Origin of the sequence: Salsipaludibacter albus (genome assembly GCF_019798055.1) — a bacterium.
GTDB lineage: Bacteria > Actinomycetota > Nitriliruptoria > Nitriliruptorales > Nitriliruptoraceae > Salsipaludibacter > Salsipaludibacter albus.
On sequence record NZ_JAHOPH010000019.1, the window covers coordinates 1 to 24,449 of the forward strand.

The following is a 24,449-nucleotide window of genomic DNA, read 5'->3' on the forward strand; positions in this document are numbered from 1 at the left end:
GCCCCCGACGCCCCCGGCCCGGCGAGTCGTTCCCGCATGCCCGCGGCCAGCCCGCTGATGGTCGCCAGGTCGAACAGCCCACCGGCCAGTTCGACCAGGCGTCGACGCCGCACGCCCTCGAGTCGCAACCGCAGGTGCACCCGGGTGCCACCCGGGACGGCTCCCAGCACGATCGCCCAGCTCACCCCGATCGTCCCCCGCGTGGAGCGGTGCACGAGCACGTGGGGTGGCTCGTGGCGCCAGATCTCGAAGGTCGCGTCGCGCCCGCCCCAGTCGGCGATGACGTCACCGACCTCGAGGTCCTGCAACGCCGGGTCGAGGTGCCGGAGTGCGCGCCGTCGGCGTGGGAGCACCGCCTCCCACCAGCGGGGCAGGTACCACCCCGAGCGGCCCTTCCCGAGCTGGTTGAACCAGGGCCAGGCCGCCTCGGGGGGCCCGGGCAGGTCGAAGGCGCGATCCATCACCACGTCGGGGCGGGCGACCAACTCGTCGCCCGGCAGGGTGGCGGCCACCTGGGCCGCCGTGGGGCGGACCAGCACTGCGTCGAGCATCCGGTCACCACCCCCCGAGCACGGTCCGACGGTCGGACGACCCTACTGCGGCGAGCCACCCGCTCCCGGCGGCAGATCCGGGGCGGCGCGAGCGGACGAGCCCGCGGGTGGTCGGGCATCCTCGCCGTCATGGATCCCGCCCGGCCCGGCACCGACGACCCCGATGGCCGCTGGCGTGCCCTGGCGCGGCTGGCGACCGCGATGCTGCTCGCGATGACGACGTGGTTCTCGGCCTCGGCGGTGGTCCCGCAGTTGCGTGACGCCTGGGACCTGGACAGCTCCGGCGCGGCGATGCTGACCATCGCGGTGCAGGTCGGGTTCGTGGCCGGGGCGGTGGTGTCGGCCGCACTGGGCCTCGCCGACCGCGCCCGACCGACCCGCGTCATCCTGTTCGGGGCGCTCGGAGCCGCGACGGTCAACCTCGGCCTGGTGGTCGTCGGCTCGCTCGGTCCCGCGATCGCGCTGCGGTTCCTCACGGGAATGTTCCTGGCCGGGGTCTACCCACCGGCGATGAAGGCGATGGCGACCTGGTTCCGACGAGGTCGCGGCACCGCACTCGGGGTGATGGTGGGCGCCCTGACCCTCGGATCGTCGATGCCGCACCTGGTCAACGGTTTGGGCGGCCTGGACCCGACGATCGTCATCGTGACCACCTCGGTCCTCACCGTGGTCGGCGGGATCATCGCGATCACGACACCCGGCGGGCCGTTCCCGTTCCCCCGGGCCCCGTTCCGCCCGGGCCAGGCACTGCAGGTCGCGGCCGACCGTCGCGTGCGGCTGGCCTCGTACGGCTACTTCGGGCACATGTGGGAGCTGTACGCGATGTGGGCCTGGATCGGCACCTACCTCACCACCTCGTTCACCGCGGCCGGGGTCGATGACGCCGCCCGCCTGGCGGCGTTCGGGGCGTTCGCGGCCATCGGGATCGGCACCGCCGGCTGCGTGGTCGGTGGGATCGTCGCCGACCGGCGCAGTCGCACGTTCGCGACCTCGCTGGCCATGGTCGCGTCCGGCGGGGCCGCGGCGCTGGCCGGCCCGGCCTGGGGCGGTCCCCCGCTGGTCGTGCTGGCGCTGGTGCTGTTCTGGGGGTTCTGGGTCGTGGCCGACTCGGCCCAGTTCTCCACGCTGGTCACCGAGCTCGCCGACCAGCGCTGGGTCGGGACGGCGGTCACCCTCCAGCTCGCCGCAGGGTTCACCCTGACGGTGGCGACGATCTGGCTGGTGCCCCTGGTCGTGGACGCGGTCGGCTGGCGGTGGGGGTTCCTCCTGCTGGTGCCCGGACCCGTCCTGGGCACGCTCGCGATGCAGCGGCTGGCACCGCTGGTCACGGCCCCACCCGGGGCGACGGCAGCGCGCCAGGACACCTGACGACGGCCACCTCGGAAGCCGTTCCTGCGCAGAAGCCCCGGGCCTCAGTCCTCGGACGGGCCGTCGCGGCCGGTGGAGACGACGGGGCCGCGGGGCACCGACGGCGCGGCCGTGTCCGAGCCACGCTTGCGGATCACCTCGAATGCCGACGAGCAGCTCGCGCAGAACCACTGCTCGGTCATCAACAACGATCCGGCGTCCCCGATCCGGGACGTGTCGCGCTCCCCACACCACGGGCACGCACGTCCGACCGAGGGGTCGGTGCCGTCGGGAGCGGAGCTGCCGCGGTCGGTCATGTCTCGAGCCGCCGTTGCAGGGCGTCGAAGCGGTCCCACGGGACCTCCGGGTGGGTCCAGTCCCCCGGACCGCCGCCGATCCCCAACGCGTCGGCCAGGCCCTGCTCGACCAGGACGGGTCCGACGTGGTCGAGCCAGGCGGTCCGCATCTGGTCGTTGTCCAGTGCCAGGACCCCGGCGTCCTTCATCGCCTCGACGCCGGCCTCGCCGGGCGGGCCGAACCACGCCAGCACCTCCACCAGGACGGTGCGCAGGTCGCCCAGGAACTCGTCGCGGGCGTTCGGGTAGGTGGCCAGCAGGTGGGCCAGCCGGCCGCGGGCGAAGTCGGCGTGGAAACGGGACTCCTCCAGCACCCGACCGATCCGGCGTGCGAGCTCCTCCTGGGTCTCGTTGAGTGCCCGCAGGATGATGTCCAGGGCGGGGTCGACGAGGAACAGGGTCGCGACGGCCCGGGGCCACGACGCGAACTCGTCGTCGAGGCAGGCCATGTTGTAGCGCCGCTCGCGCCCGGTGTCGGGGGTGCCGATGATCGTGTACTCACCGGCCAGCTCGTCGACGAACGGGAACAGCGCCCGCGCCTGGCCGAGGTGGCCCTGCGAGATTGCCGCGACCGCCACGGCCGCCTCCAGCCCCGGCGCCCCCACCGACCACTTCGAGAGGTGCCGTCCCAGGAAGTACTTGTTGTCGCCGATCACGACCAGGAGGTTGACCAGCCCCTGCACGACCGCATCGTCGTCCAGCGGGCCGGTGACGTCGGTATCCGTGGTGCCCGTGTCGATGCCGGGTGCGCTCATGCCGGGACCTCCTCGTGGGCACGGTCGACCAGCTCGCCGTCGCGGATCACCCAGACCAGGCGATCGGCCGGCACGACGGCCACCTCCAGCCAGTCCCCGCCACCGGTCGCGTCCTCGACGGACAGGTCGGCGGGGTCGTCCGCGTCGACGTCGCGCAGGTGCTCCAGCGGCTCGGCGAACTCGGTGCGGGCGTACACGTGGACGGTCGTGGGCTGGCCCATGGCGGTGGTCCCTCCGTCGTCGGTCGCGGGTGTCGGTCTGGCGGGTCGGGCCGGGTCGTCGAGGGGACCCCCGACCCCGGGGTGGCCTACTCGGGCGACTGCAGGACGGTGACGTACGTGGCCTCGACCACGAACATCTCGGCCCAGCGGCGCTCGTCGTACAGCGTGTAGGCGAACACGGTCGCGTCGTCGGACGTCGCGGCCTGGACCTCGCCGACGTGGTGCAGGGCGGGCTCACGGCCGTGGCGGGCGAAGACCTCCCAGGCACGTTCGCGGCCGCGCTGGCTGGTCGCTCCGGTCGTCGCCTCGGCCATGGTCACACCACCGCCACGGTCGCCAGCAGCGCTCGACCGGTCGGCGTCAGGTCGTCACGCGACCACGACTCGAGGACGTCCTCCACGACCACCTCGGTGACGCCGTGGAGCGCCCCGACGGCCTCGACCACGTCCTCGCGGATCATCTCGACACAGGGACATGCCAGCGAGGTGTAGGTCAGTCCGACGGTCACGTGGCCGTCGACGACGTGCAGTCGCCGGACGAGCCCGAGGTCGACCAGCCCGACCGGCAGCTCCGGGTCCTCGACCTCCGCCAGGACCGCCAGCACGCGCTCGGCCAGGACGTCGTCGTCGACCGACGCGGCCTGGTCAGCGTCGACCGGTGGCGTCAGCACGGCGGTCATGCCGCACCCGCCAGGGCGGCGTGACCCCGTTGGAGCGAGGTCACGAAGCGCTCGTTGGCAGGCCCCTTGGCGCGCCACCGGTCGATCACGTCGTCCCAGGAGACCTCGCCCTTGCCGTGGTCCCACTCCTTCTTCTCCGGGTCGAAGGCCATCGGGAAGGCGCAGTCGATCACGTACTCGCCGGACTCCTCGTCGAGGTGGGCCGGCACGTCGAAGTCATGCTTCTCGGCGAACGGGACGGTGGCCGACATCCAGGTCTGGCGGAGCTGGTCGTTGGTCTGGCCCTTGAGGCCGTACGACAACTGGCCCCCGTGCTTCTTGAGGTCGTCGGGCAGCCCGAACCATTCCAGCGTCAGGACGAACATCCAGTCCATCGCCGCCTGGATCCGGCGGTGCCAGTCCTCGTCACGGGCCAGCTTGGCGATCCAGCGCTCGCCGTGGCGGAGGTGGAAGGTCTCCTCGCGGTCGACCTTGACCAGTGCGCGCTTCCACGGCACGTAGCTGGTGTGGTCGAACACGTCCGACAGGAGCACGAAGCCGGCCCGGTCGTAGAAGGCGTTGGCCACGATCATCTCGGGCCACGACTCCAGTGGCACGTCGAACGCGTAGGGATACTTGAACTCCCCGGGCGAGCGCCCGTAGACCAACTCGTCGACGTCCACGCCCAGGTCGCGCAGCATCCGGTAGGCGATGTGGGCGTGGCCGAGCTCGTCCTGGACGATCGAGATCACCGACATGTAGCTGGAGGTGTCGGGCGCGTCGGCCGCGGCCCCCAGGTAGCTGGGGGCGGAGATCAGCTCGGTGTCCGCCGACACGATCAGGGTCCGTGTCAACGCCTTGATGTAGTCCTCGGAGGCGTGCTGCGGTCCCTCCACCATCCGGTCGGCCTGCAACCGCTCGATCACCTGCTCGTTGCTGAGCTGCGGGGTCAGGGGGTCGACCTGTGCAAGGTTGGGCACCGTTGGTCTCCTCGCCGGGTGGGAACGACCTTACCTGACCGGTCAGTCAGTCCGCAACCGCCACGCTCGTGATGGCCCGTCGGGTCCCGAGGTCAGGGAGGTGGAGACGTCAGGTCGCCAGGTGGGCGTGTCGACGACAGAACTCGGCGGTCGCGGCGACGAACGCGGCGAGGTGGTCGTCGGTCACGTCCAGGCTGAGCGCCAGGTACCCGCGCGGGGCGAGGTAGAAGCCGGCCTCGAGCAGGTCGTGGAAGAACAGCAGCCGCCAGCGCTCGTCCGCGTCGGCGAGGTCGGCCGGTCCGTGCACCGGTCCGGCCACCGGGTGGATCGTCATGAGCGAGCCCCACCCGGTCACCGTCATCGGGATCGTCGCCTCGGCGAACACCGCGGCGAGGTCGGCCTGCAGCCGCTCGCCCCGCGCGAACAGGTCGTCGAGCAGCCGCCCGTCCGCCAGCAGGTCCGCCACGACCGTGCCGGCGACCATCGACAGCACGTCATTGTTGAACGTGCCGCCGTGGGTCAACCCGCCGACGGTCGGGTCGAAGGCCGACATCACCTGCCGGCTGCCCCCGAACGCTCCGAACGACGCCCCGCCGGCGAGGTACTTGCCGAGCGTGACCAGGTCCGGGGTGATCCCCAGGCGCTCCTGGGCGCCACCCCGTGCCATGCGGGACGTCATGACCTCGTCGAGGACCACCAGTGCGCCGTGGTCCGTCGTCGCCTCGACCACGGCCGAAAGCATCGCCGGACTGGCCGGGATGCACCCGCCGGCGCCGAGCATGGGCTCGAGCAGGACGCACGCGATCTCGTCGCCGTGGGCCGCGAACGCCTCCTCGATCGCGGCCGGGTCGTCCCAGGGCAGCACGAGCCAGTCGAACGGGGCCCGCAGCGCGGCCCCGGTGGGTCCGAAGTACAGGAGTCCGCCGTGGTAGGCCCCGTCGAAGACCACGACCCGGTCGCGCCCGGTGGCATGGCGGGCCGCCTGGATCGCCATGAGGTTGGCCTCGGTCCCCGAATTGGTGAACCGGACCTGCTCGATGGCGGGGAAGCGATCGACGATCGCCTCGGCGAACGCCGTCTCGTCGGTCCCCATCGTGCCCAGCGACCAGCCGCGTTCCAGCCGCGCCCTCCAGGCCTGCTCCACTGCCTCCGGGCGATGGCCCAGCAGTCCGGCGGAGTAGTCACCGAGCAGGTCGACGACCGCGTGGCCGTCCACGTCGACCAGGCAGGCGCCGTCGGCGTGGTCGACCCGGAAGGCGAACGGGTCCACGTGGAGGACCGAACGGGTGTTGCCGCCGGGGAGGACGTGGGCGGCCCGCTCGGCCATGGCCTGGCTGCGGGGTCGTCGCTCGACGTAGCGCGCCACGGCGGTGGCGAGGGCCTCGTCCAGTCCCATCGGGTTGCCTCCCGCGACGCGCGGTCGCCCCCGGAGGACGGCCCGTCCGGCGAGCCTAGACTCGGTCGGTGGACCGACCCGACGAGATCGAGGCCACCGTGTCCATCCCCACCATCCCCGCGTTCGTGGCCGGCGAGTCGGTCGACGCCGACGACCACTTCGAGACGCTCGACCCCTCCACCGGCGAGGTGCTCGCGCGGCTGGCTGCCTGCGGCCCCGACCAGGTCGACGCCGCCGTCGGTGCCGCCCGCGCCGCGCTGCCGGGATGGCGCGACACGCCGGTGGCCGAGCGCAGCAGGCTGCTCAGCGCCTTCGCCACGCGGATCCGGACCGACGCCGACGAGCTGGCCGACCTCGAGAGCCACGACACCGGCAAGCCACGCTCGCAGGCCGCCGTCGACGTCGAGCAGTGCGCCCAGTACTTCGAGTTCGCCGCCGGCGCGATCCGGGTGCTGCACGGCGACGTGATCCCCACCGGCCCGGACACGCTTGCCTACACCCGGCGGGAGCCGCATGGCGTCGCCGGGGTGATCATCCCGTGGAACTACCCCCTCCAGATCACCGGTCGCACCGTCTCCGCGGCCGTCGCGACGGGCAACACCGTCGTGCTCAAGCCGGCCGAGGAAGCCCCGCTCACCCCGATGCGCCTGGCCCGGACCGCGCTGGAGGTCGGCTTCCCGCCAGGGGTGTTCAACGCCGTGCCGGGGATCGGCGAGGTCGCGGGCGCGGCGCTGGCCGCCCATCCCGGGATCGACCACCTGTCGTTCACGGGCTCGGTGGCGGTCGGGCGACTGGTCGGCACCGCGGCGGCCCAGACGTTCACGCCGCTCACCCTCGAGCTGGGTGGCAAGTCGCCCAACATCGTGTTCGCCGACGCCGACCTGGACGACGCCGTCCCCACGATCGTGGGCTCGATCCTCCAGAACGCCGGCCAGACGTGCTCGGCCGGGTCGCGCCTGCTCGTTGCGCGCGAGCGCCACGACGAGCTGGTCGACCGGGTGCGGACCGCCTTCGCGTCGACGCGGATCGGGCCGGGACCCGACGACCCGGACCTCGGTCCCCTGATCTCGGCCGACCAGCGGGACCGGGTCGCGGGCATGGTGGCCGACGCGGCGCGCGAGTCCCGGCTGGTCACCGGCGGCACCGTTCCGGAGGGTGACGGACTGGCCGGCGGCTTCTACTGGGCACCGACCCTGTTCGCCGACGTCGACCCGGGGGCGACAGTCGCACGTGAGGAGGTGTTCGGGCCGGTCCTCGCCACGACCGCGTTCGACGACCCGGCGGACGCGGCCCGGATCGCCAACGGCACCGACTACGGCCTGATCGCGGCGATCTGGACCCGCGACGTGGACCGGGCGCACTGGCTGGCCCACCAACTGGACGTCGGGCAGGTCTACGTCAACTCCTACGGCGCCGGCGGCGGTGTGGCGTTCCCGTTCGGTGGCGTCAAGCACTCCGGACACGGGCGCGAGAAGGGCATGGAGTCCCTGGTCGGGTACACCCGGACGAAGACCGTCGCCGTGCGGACTCGACCCCCGGCCTGACCCCGGCCCGGCGGGCGGCCAGCCGGGCCGCACCCGCGGCGCCCGAAGGGCTCGGCATCACGCGTGCGGGGGCGAGGTCCGTCCCGGCCGGTGCCCGCGCCACAGCTCCGGCGTGGTCACCAGCAGGCCCAGCAGGATGCCCAGGGCGATGCCGACCATCGCGGCCCCGGTCGTGAACAGGGTCGAGATGCCGCGCACCCCGCCCTCGCTCAGGATCCTGGTGACGCCCTCAAGCCCGAGCGCACCCGGCACGAGCAGCCAGAACGCGGGCAGGAAGGTCACCAGGGACGGCGGCCCCGACGGCTGCCGGGAGGCGTACACGGCGACCGGGGTCATCGCGACGGCGCCGAAGAACGCCGAGGCGGCGTTGCCGAAGAACAGGCCCCCGACGACCTGGCCCGCGTAGGCCACGGCCAGGGTGAGCAGGATCCAGGGCACCGCCGACCGGCGGGCCGACCGGCCCCAGGTGATCCCCAGCCCGAACACGACGACGCCGACCCAGGGGGCGACCACGCCGAGCGCACCACCCCACCCGGTCACCGCGGTGTCCGCGACCACGTCATTGGCAGCCGGGATGCCCACGAACTGCGCCGCGCCGAGGATGCCCCCCGCCAGCAGCACGAGCTGCAGGCCACCGGAGCCCAGCCGGGCGACGCCCGACACGGCCTGTCCCGTCGCCAGCTCCAGCGTGCCCATCGTCAGGAGCGCGCCGGGGAGGAAGGGGATCAACGGGGCGACCAACGGGGGCAGGATGGCCAGGTCCGGCGCGACCCGGGCGACCAGGAACACCGCCGTGGCGACGGAGAACGCCGCGATCAGGGGCAGGAAGGGATGGAACTGGGACCGTCGGGGTGACTGCACGACCTGGAGGACCCCGACGGCCGCTCCGAGGGCCCCCGCAAGCGCGATCTCGAGGAGGTTGCCCTGCATGATCAGGGCCAACCCGACGGCGGCCACGGCGTGCCCGACCAGCGACAGGGGGAGCCGGATCGGGGACGGGGCCGCGCGCACGTCGGCCAGCTCGGCACGTCCCACGGCCGGGTCCACCTCGCCGGCGACCGCACGGTCGACCAGGCGCAGGACCGCCTCGGTCTGGTCGAGGCGGAGCCGGCCGGCGCCGGCGGTGGTGACCTCGGTCTGCACGGTGTCGTGGCCGGGTACCGAGATGATGATCGCCGTCGGCAGCACGATCACGCCGACCCGTGCCAGTCCGGCCCTCCGGGCGATGCGCTGGAGCGTGTCCTCCACCCGGTTCACCGCGTCGCCGGCGTCGACCAGGGCCTCGCCGAGCTCGAGCAGGAACGCGACGGCCTCCCGGTCGGCCGCGGCCCCACGACCCGACCGGGCACGCCGCTCCTCCGGCGGGGACACCGGTGCCGGAGTCGTCGCCCCAGGTGCCGGGGCACGGTCCGCGGTGCCGGTCGACGTCCCCGCGCCGGGTCGACCCGAGCGTCGCCCGATCACGAACGCCGCCGTTCCGGCGGCAAGCAGGACCCCGACGGCCAGCACGATCGTCCCGACCGGGATCGACGACCGACGCAGGCTCGGCGACACCCCGGATCCCCGGTCCACGGACGCACCGTCGCCGGGGCTCGCCTCCTCGGACGGGACCGGCTCGGCCTCCGACTCCTGCTCCTGGCCGTCGGACGGCTCGTCGCCCGGGTCCTCGTCCGCCTCTCCGGGCGGCGAGGTCGTCGCACCGGGCTCCGTGCCCACCCCCGGGTCGTCCGGCGGGCTGGGGGTGGCCACGCCCTCGCTGGCGGTCGCATCCAGCGGAGCCGGCCCGACCGACGGGTCGACCGTCTGCGCACCGGCGACGCCCTGGGCCGAGCCCAGGGCGAGGAACATGGCGACGACCACGAGCGCGAACCACGCCGACCGGGCTCGTGGGACCATCACCTGCCGCCTCCCGCCTCGGAAAGGACGATCGTAGGACGGCCGTCGTCCTCGACGTCCGCGGCACCGCCAGCGTCGACGCGCTGGCGCGGGAGCTCGGCCCCTGCCCGACGGGCGTCGCCCGGGCGAGACCGGTCAGTCGTCCGACAGCAGCTCTGCGGCCACCGTCGCCTTGGCGCGGATCGCCGTGGTGCGCCACCGGGTCAGGAACGCCACGACCGCGACGAACGCCAGCGTCCCCACGAGCTGGTTGACGTCGACGGCCGGCTGCCACTGCACGTGGCCGTCGTGGATGACGTAGACCCCCGCGGGCTTGGCGCGCATCCCGAAGCCGCCACCCTGGCCCTCCTCGCCGTCCTCGCCCTGGCCCCCGCCACCCCCGCCGCCACCCGACACCGCGGCTGCCGGGAGCACCGTGACCCCGTCCTGGTGGACCGGCTCGCCGAACACGCGCCGGCCCGAGAGGGTGTCCTGGGCCCTGTCGAGCAGTTCGTCCATGGCAATCATCATGCACCTCGTGGCATCGTCGACACCCACGATGGTGCATCGACCGGCGCGGGATCGGAAGGGCACAACGACCCTTCCTCGACGCCGGTCGGCCCGGGCGCACGGCGCGCCGCTGAGGACGGGGTCAGGCAGACACGTCCTGGGGGTCGTCGACGTTGGCACGGATCCAGGCGACCGCCTCCCGGAACACCTCGCCGGACGGGCGGTCGCGGGCGATCGGCGCCCCGATCCGCAGGCGCACGGTCTCGCCCACCGGGAAGGGCGACAGGGCGTTGAGACGCCACGAGCCACTCAGGGCGATCGGCACGACCTGCAGTTCGGGCGCGGCGTCCAGCAGGGTCTGCGATCCGGCCCGGCGGAACCGTCCGAGCCGTCCGTCACGAGCGCGCGTGCCCTCGGGAAAGATCACGGCCGACGTTCCGCGCGCCGCCGAGCGCTCACCGAGCGCCACGATCTCGGCGACGGCCTGCCTCGGGTCCGACCGGTCGATCACCGCGTGCTCGCCCTCGCGCAGGTTCAGCGAGATCGCCGGGATGCCCGACGACAGTTCCTTCTTCGCGACGTACTTCGGCAGGTTGGTGAACAGGGCGCCGCCGATCAACGGGATGTCCAGCAACGACTGGTGGTTGGAGATCACCAGGTACGGCGTGTGCTCCCGGACGGCCGGGTCGCGCTGCACGTCGATGTCCAGCCCGAACGCCGTGAAGCACCGCCCCAGCGATCGTTGCAGGCGGGCCATGGACCACTCGAAGTCGCGCAGCCCGCCTCGCAGTGCCCACCGGCCGGCGATCTCGTAGCGCACCAGCGTGGCCCCGAACGTCGCCCAGAACAACGGCGCGACCAGGCGGCCACGCAGCCGGCGGGCCGGCGCATCCCCAGCCGCTGGTCGGTCCGCACCCATGACAGTGTCCCCCTCCAGCCACCGTGGGCCGGTGGCAGGGTCCCACGGTAGGCGTTCGGCCGCATTGTGGGCGTGCCTCGCCGCGTAGTCTGGCCCCGACGATCGACCTGCACCCCCGTCCCCGTGACCATTCGAGGCCCCGAAGTGTCTGCAGCCACCTCCAACGTCGACCTCGCCGACGCCGTCCCGATCATCCGTGGGTTCGCGATGGACGGCCCGTTCGCCGCCAGCAGCGGCCACCAGGGCACGGCGATGGCCCTGGCCCCGCTCGCCCACGTGCTCTACAGCCGGGTCATGAAGTACGACCCGTCCGACCCGCACTGGGCAGACCGCGACCGGTTCGTCCTGTCCGCCGGCCACGCCTCGATCCTCCAGTACTCGATGCTCTACCTGACCGGTCACGGGCTCGAGCTGGACGACCTGCGCGACTTCCGGCAGTTCGAGTCCAAGACCCCGGGCCACCCCGAGGCCGGCCACACCGCCGGTGTCGAGGTCACCACCGGACCGCTTGGCCAGGGCTTCGGCAACGCCGTCGGCATGGCGATCGCCGAGCGCTGGCTGCGAGCGACCTTCGGATCCGACGCGATCGACCACCACACCTGGGTCATCGCCAGTGACGGCGACCTGATGGAGGGGGTCAGCCACGAGGCCGCCGAGCTGGCCGGCCACCTCCGCCTGGGCCACCTCACCGTGGTGTTCGACGACAACCACATCACCATCGACGGCGAGACCTCGCTGGCCCGCAGCTCCAGCATCACGGGCCGGTTCGAGGCCTACGGCTGGGACGTCGTGGACGCCGGCGACGTCGGCGACGACCTCGACCGGCTCGAGGAACTGCTGCTGGCCTCCAAGGAGACCGAGCGGCCCACCCTCATCCGCCTGCGCACCCACGTGGGCACCCCGTCGCCGGAGTGGACCGACGACCACTCGGCCCACGGCAACCCGTTCTCGGAGGAGGACATCAGCCGGACCAAGGAGGTCCTCGGCATCCCCGACGAGCCGTTCTTCGTGCCCGGCGCACTGGTCGAGGCCTACCGCGAGCACGCCGGTCGGCGGGGCGAGGAGGCCCACGACGCCTGGTCCGAGCGCAACGAGGAGCTGGCCGACGACCCACGCTGGACCGCCTGCTGGGACCAGGCCGGCATGCCCGAGTGGACCGCGCTGCTGCCCGAGTGGGAGCTCGGTGAGGAGCTGGCCACCCGCAAGGCGATCCAGGCCGTGCTCGACGCCGTCGCCGAGGACGTCCCGGGCCTGCTGACGGGATCGGCCGACCTGACCGGCTCGACCGGGACGGCCCTGCCCGTCGGGGGCATCCACGGCCCCGACCACCCCGAGGGGCGCCAGTTCCACTTCGGCATCCGCGAGCACGGCATGGGTACCGCCCTGGTGGGCATGGCCGCGCACGGTGGCGTCCTGCCACTGGGTGCCACGTTCTTCGTGTTCCTCGACTACATGCGCCCCCCGGTGCGGCTGGCATCGCTGTCCCGCGTCAAGGCGATCTTCCTGTTCACCCACGACTCGGTCGGGGTGGGCGAGGACGGGCCGACCCACCAGCCGGTCGAGCACCTCGCGACGCTGCGGGCCGTCCCGGACCTGCAGGTCCTGCGTCCGGCCGACGCCAACGAGGTCAGCCAGGCCTTCCGCGTGATCGTCGAGCACGACGGTCCCAGCGTCCTGGTGCTGACCCGCCAGGGCGTGAAGGTGACCACCGACGGCTCCGCCGTGGAGCGCGGCGCCGGCATCGTCGTCGACACCGAGGGCCAGCCCGACGTCGTGCTGCTGGGGACCGGCAGCGAGGTGTCGGTGTGCGTCGAGGCCGCCGAGGTCCTGGCCGGTGACGGGGTCGACGCACGGGTGGTCTCGATGCCGTCGTGGGAGCGCTTCGCCGCGCAGGACGCCGAGGTCCAGGACGAGATCCTCCCCGACGACGTCCCGGTGCTGTCGGTCGAGGCCGCCGCGACACTCGGCTGGGCCCGCTGGGCCGACGACTCGATCGGGATCGACCGTTTCGGGGCGAGCGCACCGGGCGCCGAGGTCCTGGACAAGCTCGGCATCAACGTCGACCACGTCGTGTCGCGGGCGCGCGCACTGCTCGAGTGACCATGCCAGGCTGAGTGCCTCGTCGACGACGAGGCACTCAGCCGTCGACGAGGCCCGTCGTGCAACGAGGGACGTCCGTCACCTCGCCACGCCGTCCACGGTCGTGGTGAGGGTGACGCAGCCATCGACCGTGCGGGCGATCGTGCAGCTCGAGGCGATCGCCCGTGCAACGACCGCCACCAGGCGCTCGGCCGCCTGGTCGTCCAGCGGCGAACGGTCGACGACCAGTTCCTCGTCGATGGCACGGTACGACTCGGTGTCGGGGTCCGACGTCCCGTGGGCCCACACCGTCACCTCCACGTCGTCGCCCAGCCTGCGGGACAGCGCCCGGTCCGCACTCATGCCCGAACACCCGGCCAGCGCCAGCTTCAACAGCTCTCCCGGGGTGAAGTGACCGGGAGCGTCGGCCGGCCCGATCCGCACCTCGTCACCACGGTCGTTGCGACCCAGGTAGGTCCGTGTCCCGGTGCGGGCGGCGGACACGCTGCCCGCACCGACCCGCTCACCGCCGCGCTCGACCCCGTCCGCCACCGTCGGTCCCTTCGTCCGCGTGTGGCCCGAACGCTAGGCCGATCCCGGCCGCCGTGGACGGACGATCGCCGCGACCCGTCGGATCCCCGGGCTGCGCCTCAGGCCGCGCAACAGGTCCCGGACGTGCCGGTCTCCTCCTCCACGTCCGCGGTCTTGACGTACCACTCCCAGCGCGTGTCGTCTGGGCCGTGGACCCAGGTCTCGACCTTGTCGGCGTGGCAGCAGGTCGTCTCGGCCACGGTCGTGGGATCGAGCCCGGCGGCCGCCAGTCGCTCGGCCGCGACGTCGACGTCGTCGGCGTGGTCGACCTCGACCCCCAGGTGGTTGATCCGGCCGTCCTCGTCCCCCGCGAACAGCACGAGCTTCAGCGGCGGGTCGGCGATGGCGAAGTTGGCGTAGCCGGGCTTGCGCTTGGTCGGCTCGGTGGCGAACAGCCGGCGGTAGAAGTCCACCGCCGCGTCCAGGTCGGTGACGTCGAGTGCGAGTTGCAGTCGCATGGTCGTACTCCGTGTGGTCCGTGAGGACGGTCCGCCCTCGTTTCGATGGATGTCGATACGAGACCGTATCGAACGAATCGACGACTGTCGATACGATGGCCGAGCCCACCACCCCCGACGACACGACCGCCAATGCCTGCGACACCGTGCTGCCCGCCGCTGGCCGGCGGCGTCCTGTCCACGGACGACGCCGAGCGACTGGCCGCCGTGCTCAAGTCGCTGGCGGACCCGGTCCGGCTGCGGCTGCTCTCCCTGGTCGCGACCGCCGCCGCCGGCGAGGTCTGTGCCTGCGACCTGCCCCAGGCGGTCGACCGGTCGCAGTCCACGGTCAGTCACCACCTGTCGCAGCTCGTCGACGCCGGGCTGCTGCACCGGGAACAACGGGGCAAGTGGGCGTGGTTCCGGGTCGACGATGCGGCCATGGCCGACGTCGCCTCGGCGCTCCGCCTGCCCGGGACCCGTTCGACGATCTGAACGGTTCCCATCGGAAACTCTCACTGGACCGGCTGGCGTCCGTCCACGACCATGGGTGCATGGCCCGTTCCACCCGCTCCGACACCGACGTCGTCGACCTGGCCAGCACGCTGGTGTCCATCGACTCGGTGAACCCTGCGCTGGCCGCCGACGGGGCCGGGGAGGACGAGATCGCCCAGTTCGTGGTGGAGTGGGCCGCGGCCGAGGGGCTGGGGGCGACCGCGGTGCCCCACGCGCCAGGTCGCACCAGCGTCCTGGTCCGCAGCGGCCCGGGTGACGATCCCGGTCGCGGTCGGACCCTGGTGCTGTGTGGCCACCTCGACACCGTCGGGGTCGAGGGCATGGACGACCCGTTCGGCGCCCGCCGGGAGGGGCAGCGCCTCCACGGACGGGGCGCCTACGACATGAAGGCCGGCCTGGCCGCGGCGCTGGTGGCGTGCCGGGACTTCGCCCACGACAACGACGGGGGCGAGGTCGTGGTCGCGGCAGTGGCCGACGAGGAGCACGCGAGCCTCGGCATCCGGGGGCTGCTGGCCGACCTGCACGCCGACGCGGCCATCGTCACCGAGCCCACCGAGCTGGCCGTGGCCGTCGCCCACAAGGGCTTCGTGTGGAGCCAGATCGAGGTCGTCGGGCAGGCCGCCCACGGGTCGCGACCACAGCTGGGCCGGGACGCCAACCTCGACGCCGGCCCGGTGCTGGTCGCCCTCGCCGAGCTCGACCGCCGACTCGCCGACCGGACGCACCCCCTGCTGGGACCCGCCAGCATCCATCCGACGATGGTGCTGGGCGGGGTCGAGGCCTCGACCATCCCGGCCGTGTGCCACATCACGGTCGAGCGACGCACCCTGCCCGGCGAGACCCTCCAGACGGTCGAGCGCGAGCTGGACGAGCTGCTGGACGGGTGCCGTCGGGACGACCCCACCGTGCAGGTCTCGCACCGCACGCTGGTGGCCAGGGACCCGCTGGACACCGATCCCGACACCGCGATCGCCCACGTCCTCGCGACCCACGTCGCCGAGGTCCTCGACCACCCGGCCGAGGTGGGTGGCGTCAGCTACTGGGCGGACTCGGCGTTCCTGGCCGCGGCCGGGATCCCCACGGTGGTCTTCGGCCCCGTGGGCGACGGTGCCCACGCGGCCGTCGAGTGGGTCGACGTGGAATCCACGGTCGACTGCGCCAGGGTCCTCGCGGCGACCGCACGCGGTTTCTGTGCCGCGCCGACGGGCTGACCCACCTCCCCTCCGGTCGGGCCCGATCGTGTCGGTCCGTTCGGCCCGGTCGTGCCGCCCCGTTGTCCCCTGCCCCTGGCCGCGTCGACACGGCACGGTGGCTCCAGCGGGACATCCACCCGCGCGCATGGACGAGGAGGACGCCATGGACCGCCCGATCTACGTCTACACCTATGCCGGGGTCGCCTTCGACGATGCCGTCGCCCTGCTGGCCGGCGATCCCGAACTGCTCCTGCAGGACGCCACCGACGTCTCGTCGGCCCACGGCGATGCCGTCCTCGGTCAGCTGCACCACGACGTCGCTGGCATCGAGGTCGACCGCGACGTCGTGATCGAGCTCGGGGAGTTCGACCCGGTGGAGCTGACGCGCAGCATCGTGCCCGTGCACTGGCGCGCCGCCCGTGGGCACGCCTGGTTCCCGACCCTCGACGCGACCCTCGAGGTCTCCGCCCTGTCGACGGTCCCACCGCTCACCCAGGTCGCGCTGGTCGGGACCTACCGACCGCCGCTGGGACCCCTGGGCGCGGCGATCGATGCCGTTGCCGCCCACGGCATCGCGGAGGCGACCTGCCACCGCTTCGTCAACGAGGTCGCGAGCCGACTGGAGGGCCTCGCCGAGCAGGCACGGGACGAACCTGCGGTCAGCCACGCCGTCGGGTCGGCCTGACGGTCGGCCCGCCCGTCACTCCGTGACGGTGAAGGTCACGGTGTCGGTGATCCGGGGCTCGAAGGGCACCGGGTAGCCGTGCGAGGCCAGCACCGTGACGGTGTGCTCGCCGGGCTCCAGCGCGCCCAGCTCGATCGTGGGCTCGGCCGACTTCACGATCGACGTCGAGTCGGGCAGCCGCACCCGCTCGTCGGGTGGCTCGACGTCGACGAACGCCCACAGGTGCCCCTCGGCCGGTTCCATGCTGGTGCCGAGCTCGACCAGCTCGAAGCCGTCGAACGCCACCTCGAGCGTCAACGGAGACGACACCTCGTCGCCGTCGGCCGGTGCCTCGATGGCCAGCGAGCGCTCCGGTGCCGACGCGCCCGACGACGGGCTGGCCGACGCCGTCGACGTCGGCGCCGGGGCCGGCGTCGCGGTCGCGGTGTCGTCGCTGTCACCGGCACCACCGCCGGTGGTCGCGTTGGGGAGCGGGATCGTCTTGGCCTCGGACGGCGACGCCGAGGGGGCCTGGCTCGGCGAGGCGGCCGACGGTGATGCGGACGGGGCCGCGACGGACGACGCCGAGTCCGGCGACGGCTCCGCCGCGGGTCCGGACGTGCACCCGCCGAGCAGCATGGCGCCGGCGAGTGCCAGGGCAGGGGTGGCGCGTCGTGCGGTCATCATCAGTGGTCCTTCGCGTGAGTGCGAGGGTGGGGCGTGCCCGGCTGGTCGCGGCACCGCCGAACGGCCGGGCCGCGGGGGGGCCGGAACGACCCGAGCCGATCGGCGCGGGGCCGATCGGCTCGGTGCGCCGGCCCCGGACCGGGACCGGCGGCGCGGGTCACTTCCCGAGGTCGGACCTGGCAGCGGCACGATCGATGTCGCGCTTCTCGCTGCGGGTGAGGAGCCCGTCGTCGACGAGGTCGGCGGTGAGGTCCCGCACGTGGCGGACGGCCTCGCCGTGGTTGGCGAAGTCCTGGTCCTCGTCGTCGAGCAGGTCCTCGACCGTGCAGCCGTCCTCGTCGTGGTGGTTGTCGACGCCGGAGTCGACGTCACCGACCGTCACGGTGTCGGACAGGTCCGAGCCCGGGCAGGCGTCCTCACGGATCGTGAAGGACACCGCCTCGACCTCGCTGGTGTTGCCGGCTGCGTCGATCGCGCGGGCCTCGACCGTGTGCTCACCCTCCGACTCGACCGTGATCGGTCCGTCCCAGGTGGTCCAGTCGCCTCCATCGAGTGCGTACTCGATGGTCTCGACCCCGCTGCCGTCGCCGTCGTCGGCCTCCACGGTGACCGTCACGGGGGTGTTGTACGTCCCCTCGAAGTCACCGACCGGGTCGCCGTTCGGCTCGGCCGGGTCCAGCGTGACGTCCACCGTCGGCGGCTCGTCGTCGACCTCGGCGATCACGAAGCTCGCGTCGCCGACCGCCGAGACGTTGCCCGCGGCGTCGGTCGCGCGGTACTCGACCGTGTACTCGCCGGGCTCGGTGACGGTGACCGTGCCGTCGTACATGGTCCAGTCACCCCACTCGCCCGACGTTGCCAGGCGGTACTCGACGGTCTCCACGCCGACGTCGTCGGTCGCGTCGACCACGATCTCGACCGGCTCGGTCGAGGTGTCGAGGGTGACACAGGCGATCGGCAGCCCGGCGTCCCCACCATGGATCATGGTGGACCGGGCCTCGACCCGTGCCGTCCAGGTGGCCTGGCCGCTCAGCTGCGCCTCGCCCGACCCGTCGGCGGTGAAACCGGCCTCCGGGTCCGACTGGTCGTCGACCAGCCACAGCTCGTTGGGGGGCGCCTCCGCCCCGTCGGGGTCGTCCTGGTAGTGGCCGCCCATCGGCATGGCCTCGCAGGTGCCCTCGTGGAGGTGGCCCGCGTAGCTGGCGCCGGGCTCGAGGCCCGCCAGGTCGACGCTGATCTGGGTGCCGTCATCCGCGACGACCAGCTGACCGGTGCCGGAGATGCTCTCGCCCGGCTCGGGCGTGAACTCGCCGCTGAAGGTGCCCAGGAGGGCGCCCTCGACGGTCGGGGCCGTCTCGTCGGGCTCCTCGCCGTCGTCCTCCGCCAGGTCGAAGCCGACCTGGGTGTCGCCGTCGACACCGGTGATGCCAAGCGTCCACAACTCTTCGGGCGTGCCACCCGGCTCGGTGGCGGTGATGTCGGTCGGGAACGTGATGGAGACCAGCGGCTGGTCGGACTCGACCGACACGACCGCGTCGTAGACGTAGAACGGGACGGGTGCGTACTGGTCGCCGTCCGCATTGTGGCGGTACTCCATCGGTCCGATCGCGATATGGTTGGACGCGTCGTCCAGGGCCGGGTAGCCCCAGTCGGACTGCGTCACCGTCACCGTCTCGGTGGAGCCGTCCGCGAACTCCAGGACGAAGTCACCGGACACGGTGCCCTGCCCGGCGTCCGTCGCCGTGCCGAAGACGTGCAGGCTGTCGTAGACACCCTGCTCCTCCTCGGACAGCTCCAGGACCTGGCCGTTGGTGCCCGCCACGTTCGGCACGGCACCGCTGGTGTCGGCCGGCATGCGCAGCACGACGTCGTCGTAGGTGTCGTCGGGCGCCGGCTCGGACGAGTCCGCGTCCGGCACGAGCTCGGCCGCGAAGCTGGTCGTGCCCGGGATCGCACCGTTGCCGAGGTGGTCGTGGTCGGTGATCCCGACCGCGTCCAGCACCGGTCCGGGTTCGCTGGGCTCGAGCTCGGCGATCCGCACGTTGCGGAACGACACCACGTCGGCGTCACCGTGGTTCTGCAGGCCGATGAAGCCCTGCAGCCCCTTGCCCTGGGTGTCGGTGTAGGTGTTGATCACCTCGCCGTTGATGCTGACGGTGTACTCACGACCCTCGACCGTGATCTCGTAGTCGTTCCACGAGCCGGGCGGGTTGGAGTTGAAGTCGTCCTCGCGGTCGGCGTTGTAGATCGAGCCGGTCCGCTGGGGCTCACCCGTCGTCGCGTCGTAGATCTGGATCTCGTGACCCTCGTCGATCGCCACGCCCGGGTCGTCGCCCGGGTCCGGGAAGCGGACGAAGACGCCGGAGTTGTCGGTCGCCTCCTCGGCCTTCCACTGCAGGCGGAGGGTGAAGTTCTCGTACTCCTGCTCGGGGTACCAGAACAGTCCCAGGCCGCCCTGGCTGACCATCGCGCCGTTCTCCAGCGTGAAGCTGCCGGGTCCGGCCTGCTGCCACACGTCGAACAGTTCCTGGCTGCCGTCGAAGAGCCATGCGAAGCCCTCCTCGAGTTCGAGGCCCTCGCTCCAGGTCACCGTGGCGGTGTCGACCGTCTCGGCGTCGCTGGCGAGGTTGACGGGATCACCGGCGTCGTCGACGACCAGCACGTCGTCGGTGACGCAGTCGTCGGTGCCGGTGCAGGCGACCACGATGTCGTCGGCCGCCGCGTCGTGGCTGTAGGTGAACGTGGTGGTGCCGTCGTCGCCGGTCGCCGACGTCGTGTCGGTCACCGGTGTGTAGACGTCACCATCGGTGCCGGCCGGGGGCGTCGCGTCCTCGTCGAGGCGGTAGACCTCGAAGCGCACGTCGTTGCCGACCATCGGGACGCCACCCGTGGCCAGCTCGGCCGTCAGGGTGTAGTCGTCACCGAACTCCGGCTCGCCCGTCGCGGGTGCCAGGTCGAGGTTGGGCGTGAGCGTCGCGGTGTCGAGGGTCACGCCGAAGACGTGGAACCGGTCGTCACCGGGCAGGGTCAGCAGGGCCGGCTCGCGGGACGGGTCCAGCGGCACGGACTGGTGGAAGATGTTGACCGGTGGCGTGGTCTCGCCCGACGAGTTGTAGCGGTAGCCGGCCGCGACGGCGACGTCCTCGCCGAAGCTGGGCGACTGGGCCCAGTCGGTGAACTGGATCGGCACCTCACTGCTCGAGCCGTCGGTGTAGATGACGGTCGCGGTGGTGTCCACCGACCCGTTGTGGGCCGAGGCGAGCAGGTGCAGCTGCCCGTACGAATCCGGGTGCAGGCCGATCGTCTGGCCCCGCGCCTCGATGTTCTGGGTGACCGCGTCGTCCAGGGTCGGGAACTCCCACGGCACACCGGCCAGGGTCACGGCACCGGCGCCGGGCATCTCCTCGGCCGGGTAGCTCCAGCCACCGCCGTCGAAGTTGCCGTCGCCGGGCGCCTCGGCGCTGGCGATGCCGTCGTTGTTGGTGTAGGCCGACACGTCGAGGACGCAGAAGCCGTCCTCGGTGCGCAGGCACTCGTCCGCCGGGGCGTAGACCTCGACCGTGGTCGAGCCCGTCGCGCTCAGTCCGGCCTCGTCGGTGACCGTCACGGTCACGTCGAAGATGCCACCCGAGTCGTAGGTGTGGGTCGGCGTGGCGCCGTCGCCGGTCGTGCCGTCACCGAAGTCCCACGCATGGGTCAGCGTGGTGTCCTCGGGGTCGGTCGCGACCGCCTCGAAGGCGACCTCCAGCGGTGCGGCACCCACCTCGGGGCTCGCCGTCACCGACTCGACGGTCGGCAGTGCATCCTCGGCGATGCCCTTGCCACGGGCCCAGAAGGCGTCCACGTCGAACAGGGCACCGTCGGCGTCCGGGTTGGTGAAGACCAGGTACATGTCGTGCGTGCCACCGGGGTCGGTGACGTCGGCGGACACCATCTCGTAGGTGTCGTAGCTGCCGGTGTCGGTGACCGCGACGGTCGCGACAAGCGGACCGTCCGGCGCGTCGACGCGGACCTCGATGTCGCCGCCGGCGCCACCGGAGGAGACCCGGAAGTCCATGGACTCGATGCCCTGGAAGTTCACGGGCGAGAAGCGGATCCACTCGCCGTCCTGGATGTCACCGACGCGGGCGTCGCCCTCGGCGCCACCGGCCCCGATGATCGCGGCCGTGGTGTCGCCGTCGATCGAGCCGGTCTCGTCGAAGTGCTCGGCCTGGCGGTGCTTGGGCTGCAGCTGGATGGTCTCGGTCGTCGTGATCGCACCGACCTCGCCCTGGGCGTCGTCGGTGTAGGAGGCGGCGACGATGCCGAATACGTTGGCGTCGAGCCCGTGGCCGTCACCCGGGTCCCCGGTCGACAGGGTGCCCTCGCACCCGGTGACGGTGGACTGGGGGTGGCCGTGGGCGTCGTGGCCGGTCACGAAGCTGACCTCGACGCGCGAGCAGTCGATCGTGCCGTCGGCGGTCGAGCCGTCCTCGGCGTCGTCGACCTCGATGGTGAACGGGATGTCCTCACCCCAGGCCACGAACCCACCCTCGGGCGGGGTCGTGATGGTGACCTCGGGGGCGGTGTTGCCGACCACGATGCTGGTCGTGATCGTCCCGTCGTTGCCCGCGGGGTCGGTCACGGTCAGGCGCGCGTCGTACTCGCCGGCCTCGGTGTAGGTGTGGGTGACGGTGGCGCCGGTCGCGTCGACCGTGCCGTCGTCGTCGAAGTCCCACTCGTAGGTCAGGTCGTCACCGTTGGGGTCGCTGCTGCCGGTGCCGTCGAAGGACACCTCGAGCGGTGCCTGGCCGGAGGTCGGCTCGGCGTCGATGCTCGGCACGGGCGAGACCCGGCCGCCGGTGTAGTCGATGCGCCACAGTCCGGCCTCGGGGCTGCCCGAGAAGTAGCCGGTGCCGTAGTCCAGGATGTAGAGGTGGCCGTCCGGGCCGAACTCCATGTCCATGCCCCGGACCAGCGGGTCGGCCTGGGGGAAGTCGTCGACGTGGATCGGGAACTCGGTCTCGGGGTCCATGGTGAGGACCTTGAAGAACTCGCGTGACCACTCGTAGACGAACCACTTGCCGTCGAAGTACTCGGGGAACTTGGTCTCGTTGGCGTTGTCGGCGTCGTAGTCGTAGATCACGCCACCCATCGCGGTGTTGCCGCCACCGGCCTCGATCCAGGGGAACTGCTCCGGCGGGTTGTTGCGCGGGTACCAGATGTCGGCACCGATGGCCGGCGGCAGCTCGGTGACGCCGGTGTTGTTGGGCGAGTCGTTGGTCGGGCCACCCTCGCAGTCGAACTCCGGACCGGACTCACCGGTCGCGAAGTCGTAGTCGTGGTACGGGGTGTTGGGGCCCGAGCAGTACGGCCAGCCGTAGTTGCCGGCGGACTTGGCCACGTCCCACTCGTCGTAGGCGGCGGGCCCGCGGTCACCGATCGCGTTGGTGGCGTCCGGCCCGACGTTGCCCCAGTACAGCCAGTCGGTCTCGGGGTCGACCCAGATCCGGAACGGGTTGCGCAGGCCCATGACGTAGATCTCGTCACGGATCAGCGACTGGTCCTTGTCCGCGGCCCAGTCGAGGTCCTGGAGGTTGCCCTCGGGGATCGTGTAGGTGCCGTCGTCCTCCGGGTGGATGCGCAGGATCTTGCCCGACAGGTCGTTGGTGTTGCCGGAGGTGCGCTGGGCGTCGAACGCCGAGCGGCCCTCCCGCTCGTCGATCGGGGTCATCCCGTCGGAGGCCATCGAGTTCGTGTTGTCACCGGTGGAGACGTAGAGGTTGCCCTCGGAGTCCCACGCCATGTCCCCGGCGGTGTGGCAGCACACGTCGCGCTGGGTGAACCACTCGAGCATCGGGATCTCGGAGTCGAGGTCGAGCGTGTTGCCGTCCATCTCGAAGCGCGAGATGCGGCGGGTGTCGGTGTCGGCCGGCGGCACCGAGTAGTGGATGTAGATCTGCTGGTTGGTCGCGAAGTCGGGGTCGAACGCGATCCCGATCAGGCCGTCCTCCAGGCCACTGAAGACCTCGAGGTTGGCGGCGTCGGTGACCTGGCCGGTGTCGGGGTCGTAGACCTGCAGCGCACCGCGACGCGAGGTGTAGAACACCCGTCCGTCCGGGGCGATGTCCATGGTCATCGGCTCACCGATGTCGCTGGTGAGCTTGACCGCCTCGTAGTTCTCCGGGACGGTCGCGCCACAGTCGGACTCGACCAACCCGGCGACGGTCTGGATGCCGCCCAGCACGTGCTCCTCGAAGGCGGGGTCGGTGAACGACTCGGTGGTGTGGCCCATCCCCGTGTACCAGGAGCGACCGCCGTCGAAGTCCTGGCACCACGCGATCGGGTGCTCGAAGCCCATCGCCCCGGCACCGGCGTCGTAGCTGCCCTCGTCGAGGCCGGCCAGGACGTGGACGTCGCCGGTCGGGTTGGACTGGAAGTTGTACCACTCGTCGGTGCGCGTCCACTGGAGCGGAAGGTGCTCGGTGGAGGGATGCACGCGGTCGTTGACGACGATCGTCGCCTCCTGGATCGCCGGGTGGTCCTCGAAGTACGCCCCGACGAGGTCGCCGTACCAGGCCCAGTCGTACTCGGTGTCGGACGCCGCGTGGATGCCGGCGTAGCCCCCGCCGGCCTGGATGTAGCGTTCGAACGCGGCCTGCTGGTCACCGTCGAGCACGTCCCCGGTGGTCGACAGGAAGACGACCGCGTCGTAGGAGCCGAGGTCGTCGTCGTTGAAGACCGCGGCGTCCTCGGTCGAGGTGACCGTGAAGTCGTTGGCCTCGCCGAGGCGCTCGATCATCGCGATGCCGTCGGGGATGGAGGCATGGCGGAACTCGGCGGTCTTGGAGAACACCAGCACGCTCGCATCGGCGTCCTGCGCCTGCGCGGCGGGCGCCGGCGCGGCGACCACCAGGGCCCCGACCATCCCGACGACGAGTGCGATGAACAGGGACAGGCGCAGGGGCATGCGTCGTGACACGGGGGGACAACCTCGGTCGGGGGATGCGGTCGACTCTCCACGCTAGGAACTTCTTCCCACACCTTCAAGGGGTTTGGTCACAAATCGACAGAAGTCCAAATATTCCCACCGGGACCCCTTCTGTTCTGCCGATCACCGGACGAAGAACGCGGACGGTCGGTGTACGAACGGTGGTGGTGTCACCGGAGACTGGTCGAGGGCGCCAACCC

Annotated in this window: 21 protein-coding genes; 6 read left to right on the plus strand and 15 right to left on the minus strand. The window is 72.1% G+C overall.

Annotated features, from left to right (window positions below; translation table 11 throughout):
• Positions 1–551: SRPBCC family protein (locus tag KR546_RS12195; protein WP_238444990.1), on the minus strand; the 551-nt coding region annotated here is incomplete at its 3' end.
• Between the two features lie 129 nt (positions 552–680).
• Between KR546_RS12195 and KR546_RS12200 the strand changes: the two genes are divergently transcribed.
• The gene (locus KR546_RS12200) at positions 681–1,919 is read left to right on the plus strand and encodes an MFS transporter (protein ID WP_238444991.1); all 1,239 of its coding nucleotides are present in this window, start codon (positions 681–683) and stop codon (positions 1,917–1,919) included.
• 44 nt (positions 1,920–1,963) lie between these two features.
• Here KR546_RS12200 and KR546_RS12205 read toward each other — a convergent pair whose 3' ends face one another.
• From KR546_RS12205 to KR546_RS12235, 7 genes are all read right to left on the minus strand, one after another.
• On the minus strand, positions 1,964–2,215 hold the full coding sequence (locus KR546_RS12205) for a PaaD-like zinc ribbon domain-containing protein (RefSeq protein WP_238444992.1): 252 nt from the start codon (positions 2,213–2,215) through the stop codon (positions 1,964–1,966).
• Entirely contained in the window at positions 2,212–3,009 is a 798-nt protein-coding gene (locus KR546_RS12210; protein ID WP_238444993.1) for a Phenylacetic acid catabolic protein, read from the minus strand. Before KR546_RS12210 ends, KR546_RS12205 begins: the two co-directional genes overlap by 4 nt.
• Positions 3,006–3,230: a hypothetical protein gene (locus tag KR546_RS12215; protein WP_238444994.1), complete on the minus strand. Its 225-nt coding sequence runs from the start codon at positions 3,228–3,230 to the stop codon at positions 3,006–3,008. Before KR546_RS12215 ends, KR546_RS12210 begins: the two co-directional genes overlap by 4 nt.
• 86 nt (positions 3,231–3,316) lie before the next feature.
• On the minus strand, positions 3,317–3,544 hold the full coding sequence (locus tag KR546_RS12220) for a hypothetical protein (protein ID WP_238444995.1): 228 nt from the start codon (positions 3,542–3,544) through the stop codon (positions 3,317–3,319).
• A 2-nt stretch (positions 3,545–3,546) separates the two neighbouring features.
• Entirely contained in the window at positions 3,547–3,909 is a 363-nt protein-coding gene (locus tag KR546_RS12225; RefSeq protein ID WP_238444996.1) for a metal-sulfur cluster assembly factor, read from the minus strand.
• The gene (locus KR546_RS12230) at positions 3,906–4,868 is read right to left on the minus strand and encodes a Phenylacetic acid catabolic protein (protein WP_338019149.1); all 963 of its coding nucleotides are present in this window, start codon (positions 4,866–4,868) and stop codon (positions 3,906–3,908) included. Before KR546_RS12230 ends, KR546_RS12225 begins: the two co-directional genes overlap by 4 nt.
• 109 nt (positions 4,869–4,977) lie before the next feature.
• Positions 4,978–6,264 (minus strand): aspartate aminotransferase family protein, encoded by a 1,287-nt coding sequence (locus tag KR546_RS12235; protein WP_238444997.1) that lies wholly within the window; start codon positions 6,262–6,264, stop codon positions 4,978–4,980.
• A 98-nt stretch (positions 6,265–6,362) separates the two neighbouring features.
• Here KR546_RS12235 and KR546_RS12240 point away from each other — a divergent pair, with 98 nt between their 5' ends.
• Positions 6,363–7,808: an aldehyde dehydrogenase family protein gene (locus KR546_RS12240; protein ID WP_338019150.1), complete on the plus strand. Its 1,446-nt coding sequence runs from the start codon at positions 6,363–6,365 to the stop codon at positions 7,806–7,808.
• A gap of 57 nt (positions 7,809–7,865) precedes the next feature.
• On the opposite strand, the gene KR546_RS12245 is transcribed toward KR546_RS12240, so the two are convergent.
• The 3 genes from KR546_RS12245 to KR546_RS12255 all read right to left on the minus strand — a co-directional run bounded on the left by KR546_RS12245 (position 7,866) and on the right by KR546_RS12255 (position 11,112).
• Positions 7,866–9,704, minus strand: a complete 1,839-nt coding sequence (locus KR546_RS12245) for a threonine/serine exporter family protein (RefSeq protein WP_238445050.1) — start codon at positions 9,702–9,704, stop codon at positions 7,866–7,868.
• 135 nt (positions 9,705–9,839) lie between these two features.
• Positions 9,840–10,214 (minus strand): spore germination protein GerW family protein, encoded by a 375-nt coding sequence (locus tag KR546_RS12250; protein WP_274388028.1) that lies wholly within the window; start codon positions 10,212–10,214, stop codon positions 9,840–9,842.
• A gap of 121 nt (positions 10,215–10,335) precedes the next feature.
• Positions 10,336–11,112: a lysophospholipid acyltransferase family protein gene (locus KR546_RS12255; RefSeq protein ID WP_238444998.1), complete on the minus strand. Its 777-nt coding sequence runs from the start codon at positions 11,110–11,112 to the stop codon at positions 10,336–10,338.
• Positions 11,113–11,256: 144 nt separating this feature from the next.
• On the opposite strand from KR546_RS12255, the gene tkt reads away from it, so the two are divergent.
• Positions 11,257–13,212, plus strand: coding sequence for a transketolase (gene tkt / locus KR546_RS12260; protein ID WP_238444999.1), 1,956 nt, complete (start codon positions 11,257–11,259; stop codon positions 13,210–13,212).
• A 78-nt stretch (positions 13,213–13,290) separates the two neighbouring features.
• Here the strand turns inward: tkt and KR546_RS12265 are convergent, their stop codons facing one another.
• Positions 13,291–13,743 carry an OsmC family protein gene (locus KR546_RS12265; protein ID WP_238445000.1) on the minus strand — a complete coding sequence of 151 codons (453 nt, stop codon included), beginning with the start codon at positions 13,741–13,743 and terminating at the stop codon, positions 13,291–13,293.
• 98 nt (positions 13,744–13,841) lie between these two features.
• Positions 13,842–14,240, minus strand: coding sequence for an ArsI/CadI family heavy metal resistance metalloenzyme (locus tag KR546_RS12270; protein ID WP_238445001.1), 399 nt, complete (start codon positions 14,238–14,240; stop codon positions 13,842–13,844).
• 132 nt (positions 14,241–14,372) lie between these two features.
• Between KR546_RS12270 and KR546_RS12275 the strand changes: the two genes are divergently transcribed.
• From KR546_RS12275 to KR546_RS12285, 3 genes are all read left to right on the plus strand, one after another.
• Positions 14,373–14,714: an ArsR/SmtB family transcription factor gene (locus tag KR546_RS12275; RefSeq protein WP_238445002.1), complete on the plus strand. Its 342-nt coding sequence runs from the start codon at positions 14,373–14,375 to the stop codon at positions 14,712–14,714.
• A 59-nt stretch (positions 14,715–14,773) separates the two neighbouring features.
• Positions 14,774–15,946, plus strand: a complete 1,173-nt coding sequence (locus KR546_RS12280) for a M20/M25/M40 family metallo-hydrolase (RefSeq protein WP_238445003.1) — start codon at positions 14,774–14,776, stop codon at positions 15,944–15,946.
• Between the two features lie 145 nt (positions 15,947–16,091).
• Positions 16,092–16,613 carry a hypothetical protein gene (locus KR546_RS12285; RefSeq protein ID WP_238445004.1) on the plus strand — a complete coding sequence of 174 codons (522 nt, stop codon included), beginning with the start codon at positions 16,092–16,094 and terminating at the stop codon, positions 16,611–16,613.
• A gap of 15 nt (positions 16,614–16,628) precedes the next feature.
• Here KR546_RS12285 and KR546_RS12290 read toward each other — a convergent pair whose 3' ends face one another.
• Positions 16,629–17,279, minus strand: coding sequence for a DUF4399 domain-containing protein (locus KR546_RS12290; protein ID WP_238445005.1), 651 nt, complete (start codon positions 17,277–17,279; stop codon positions 16,629–16,631).
• A gap of 157 nt (positions 17,280–17,436) precedes the next feature.
• Positions 17,437–24,240 carry a ThuA domain-containing protein gene (locus KR546_RS12295; protein WP_238445006.1) on the minus strand — a complete coding sequence of 2,268 codons (6,804 nt, stop codon included), beginning with the start codon at positions 24,238–24,240 and terminating at the stop codon, positions 17,437–17,439.
• Positions 24,241–24,449: the final 209 nt, after the last annotated feature.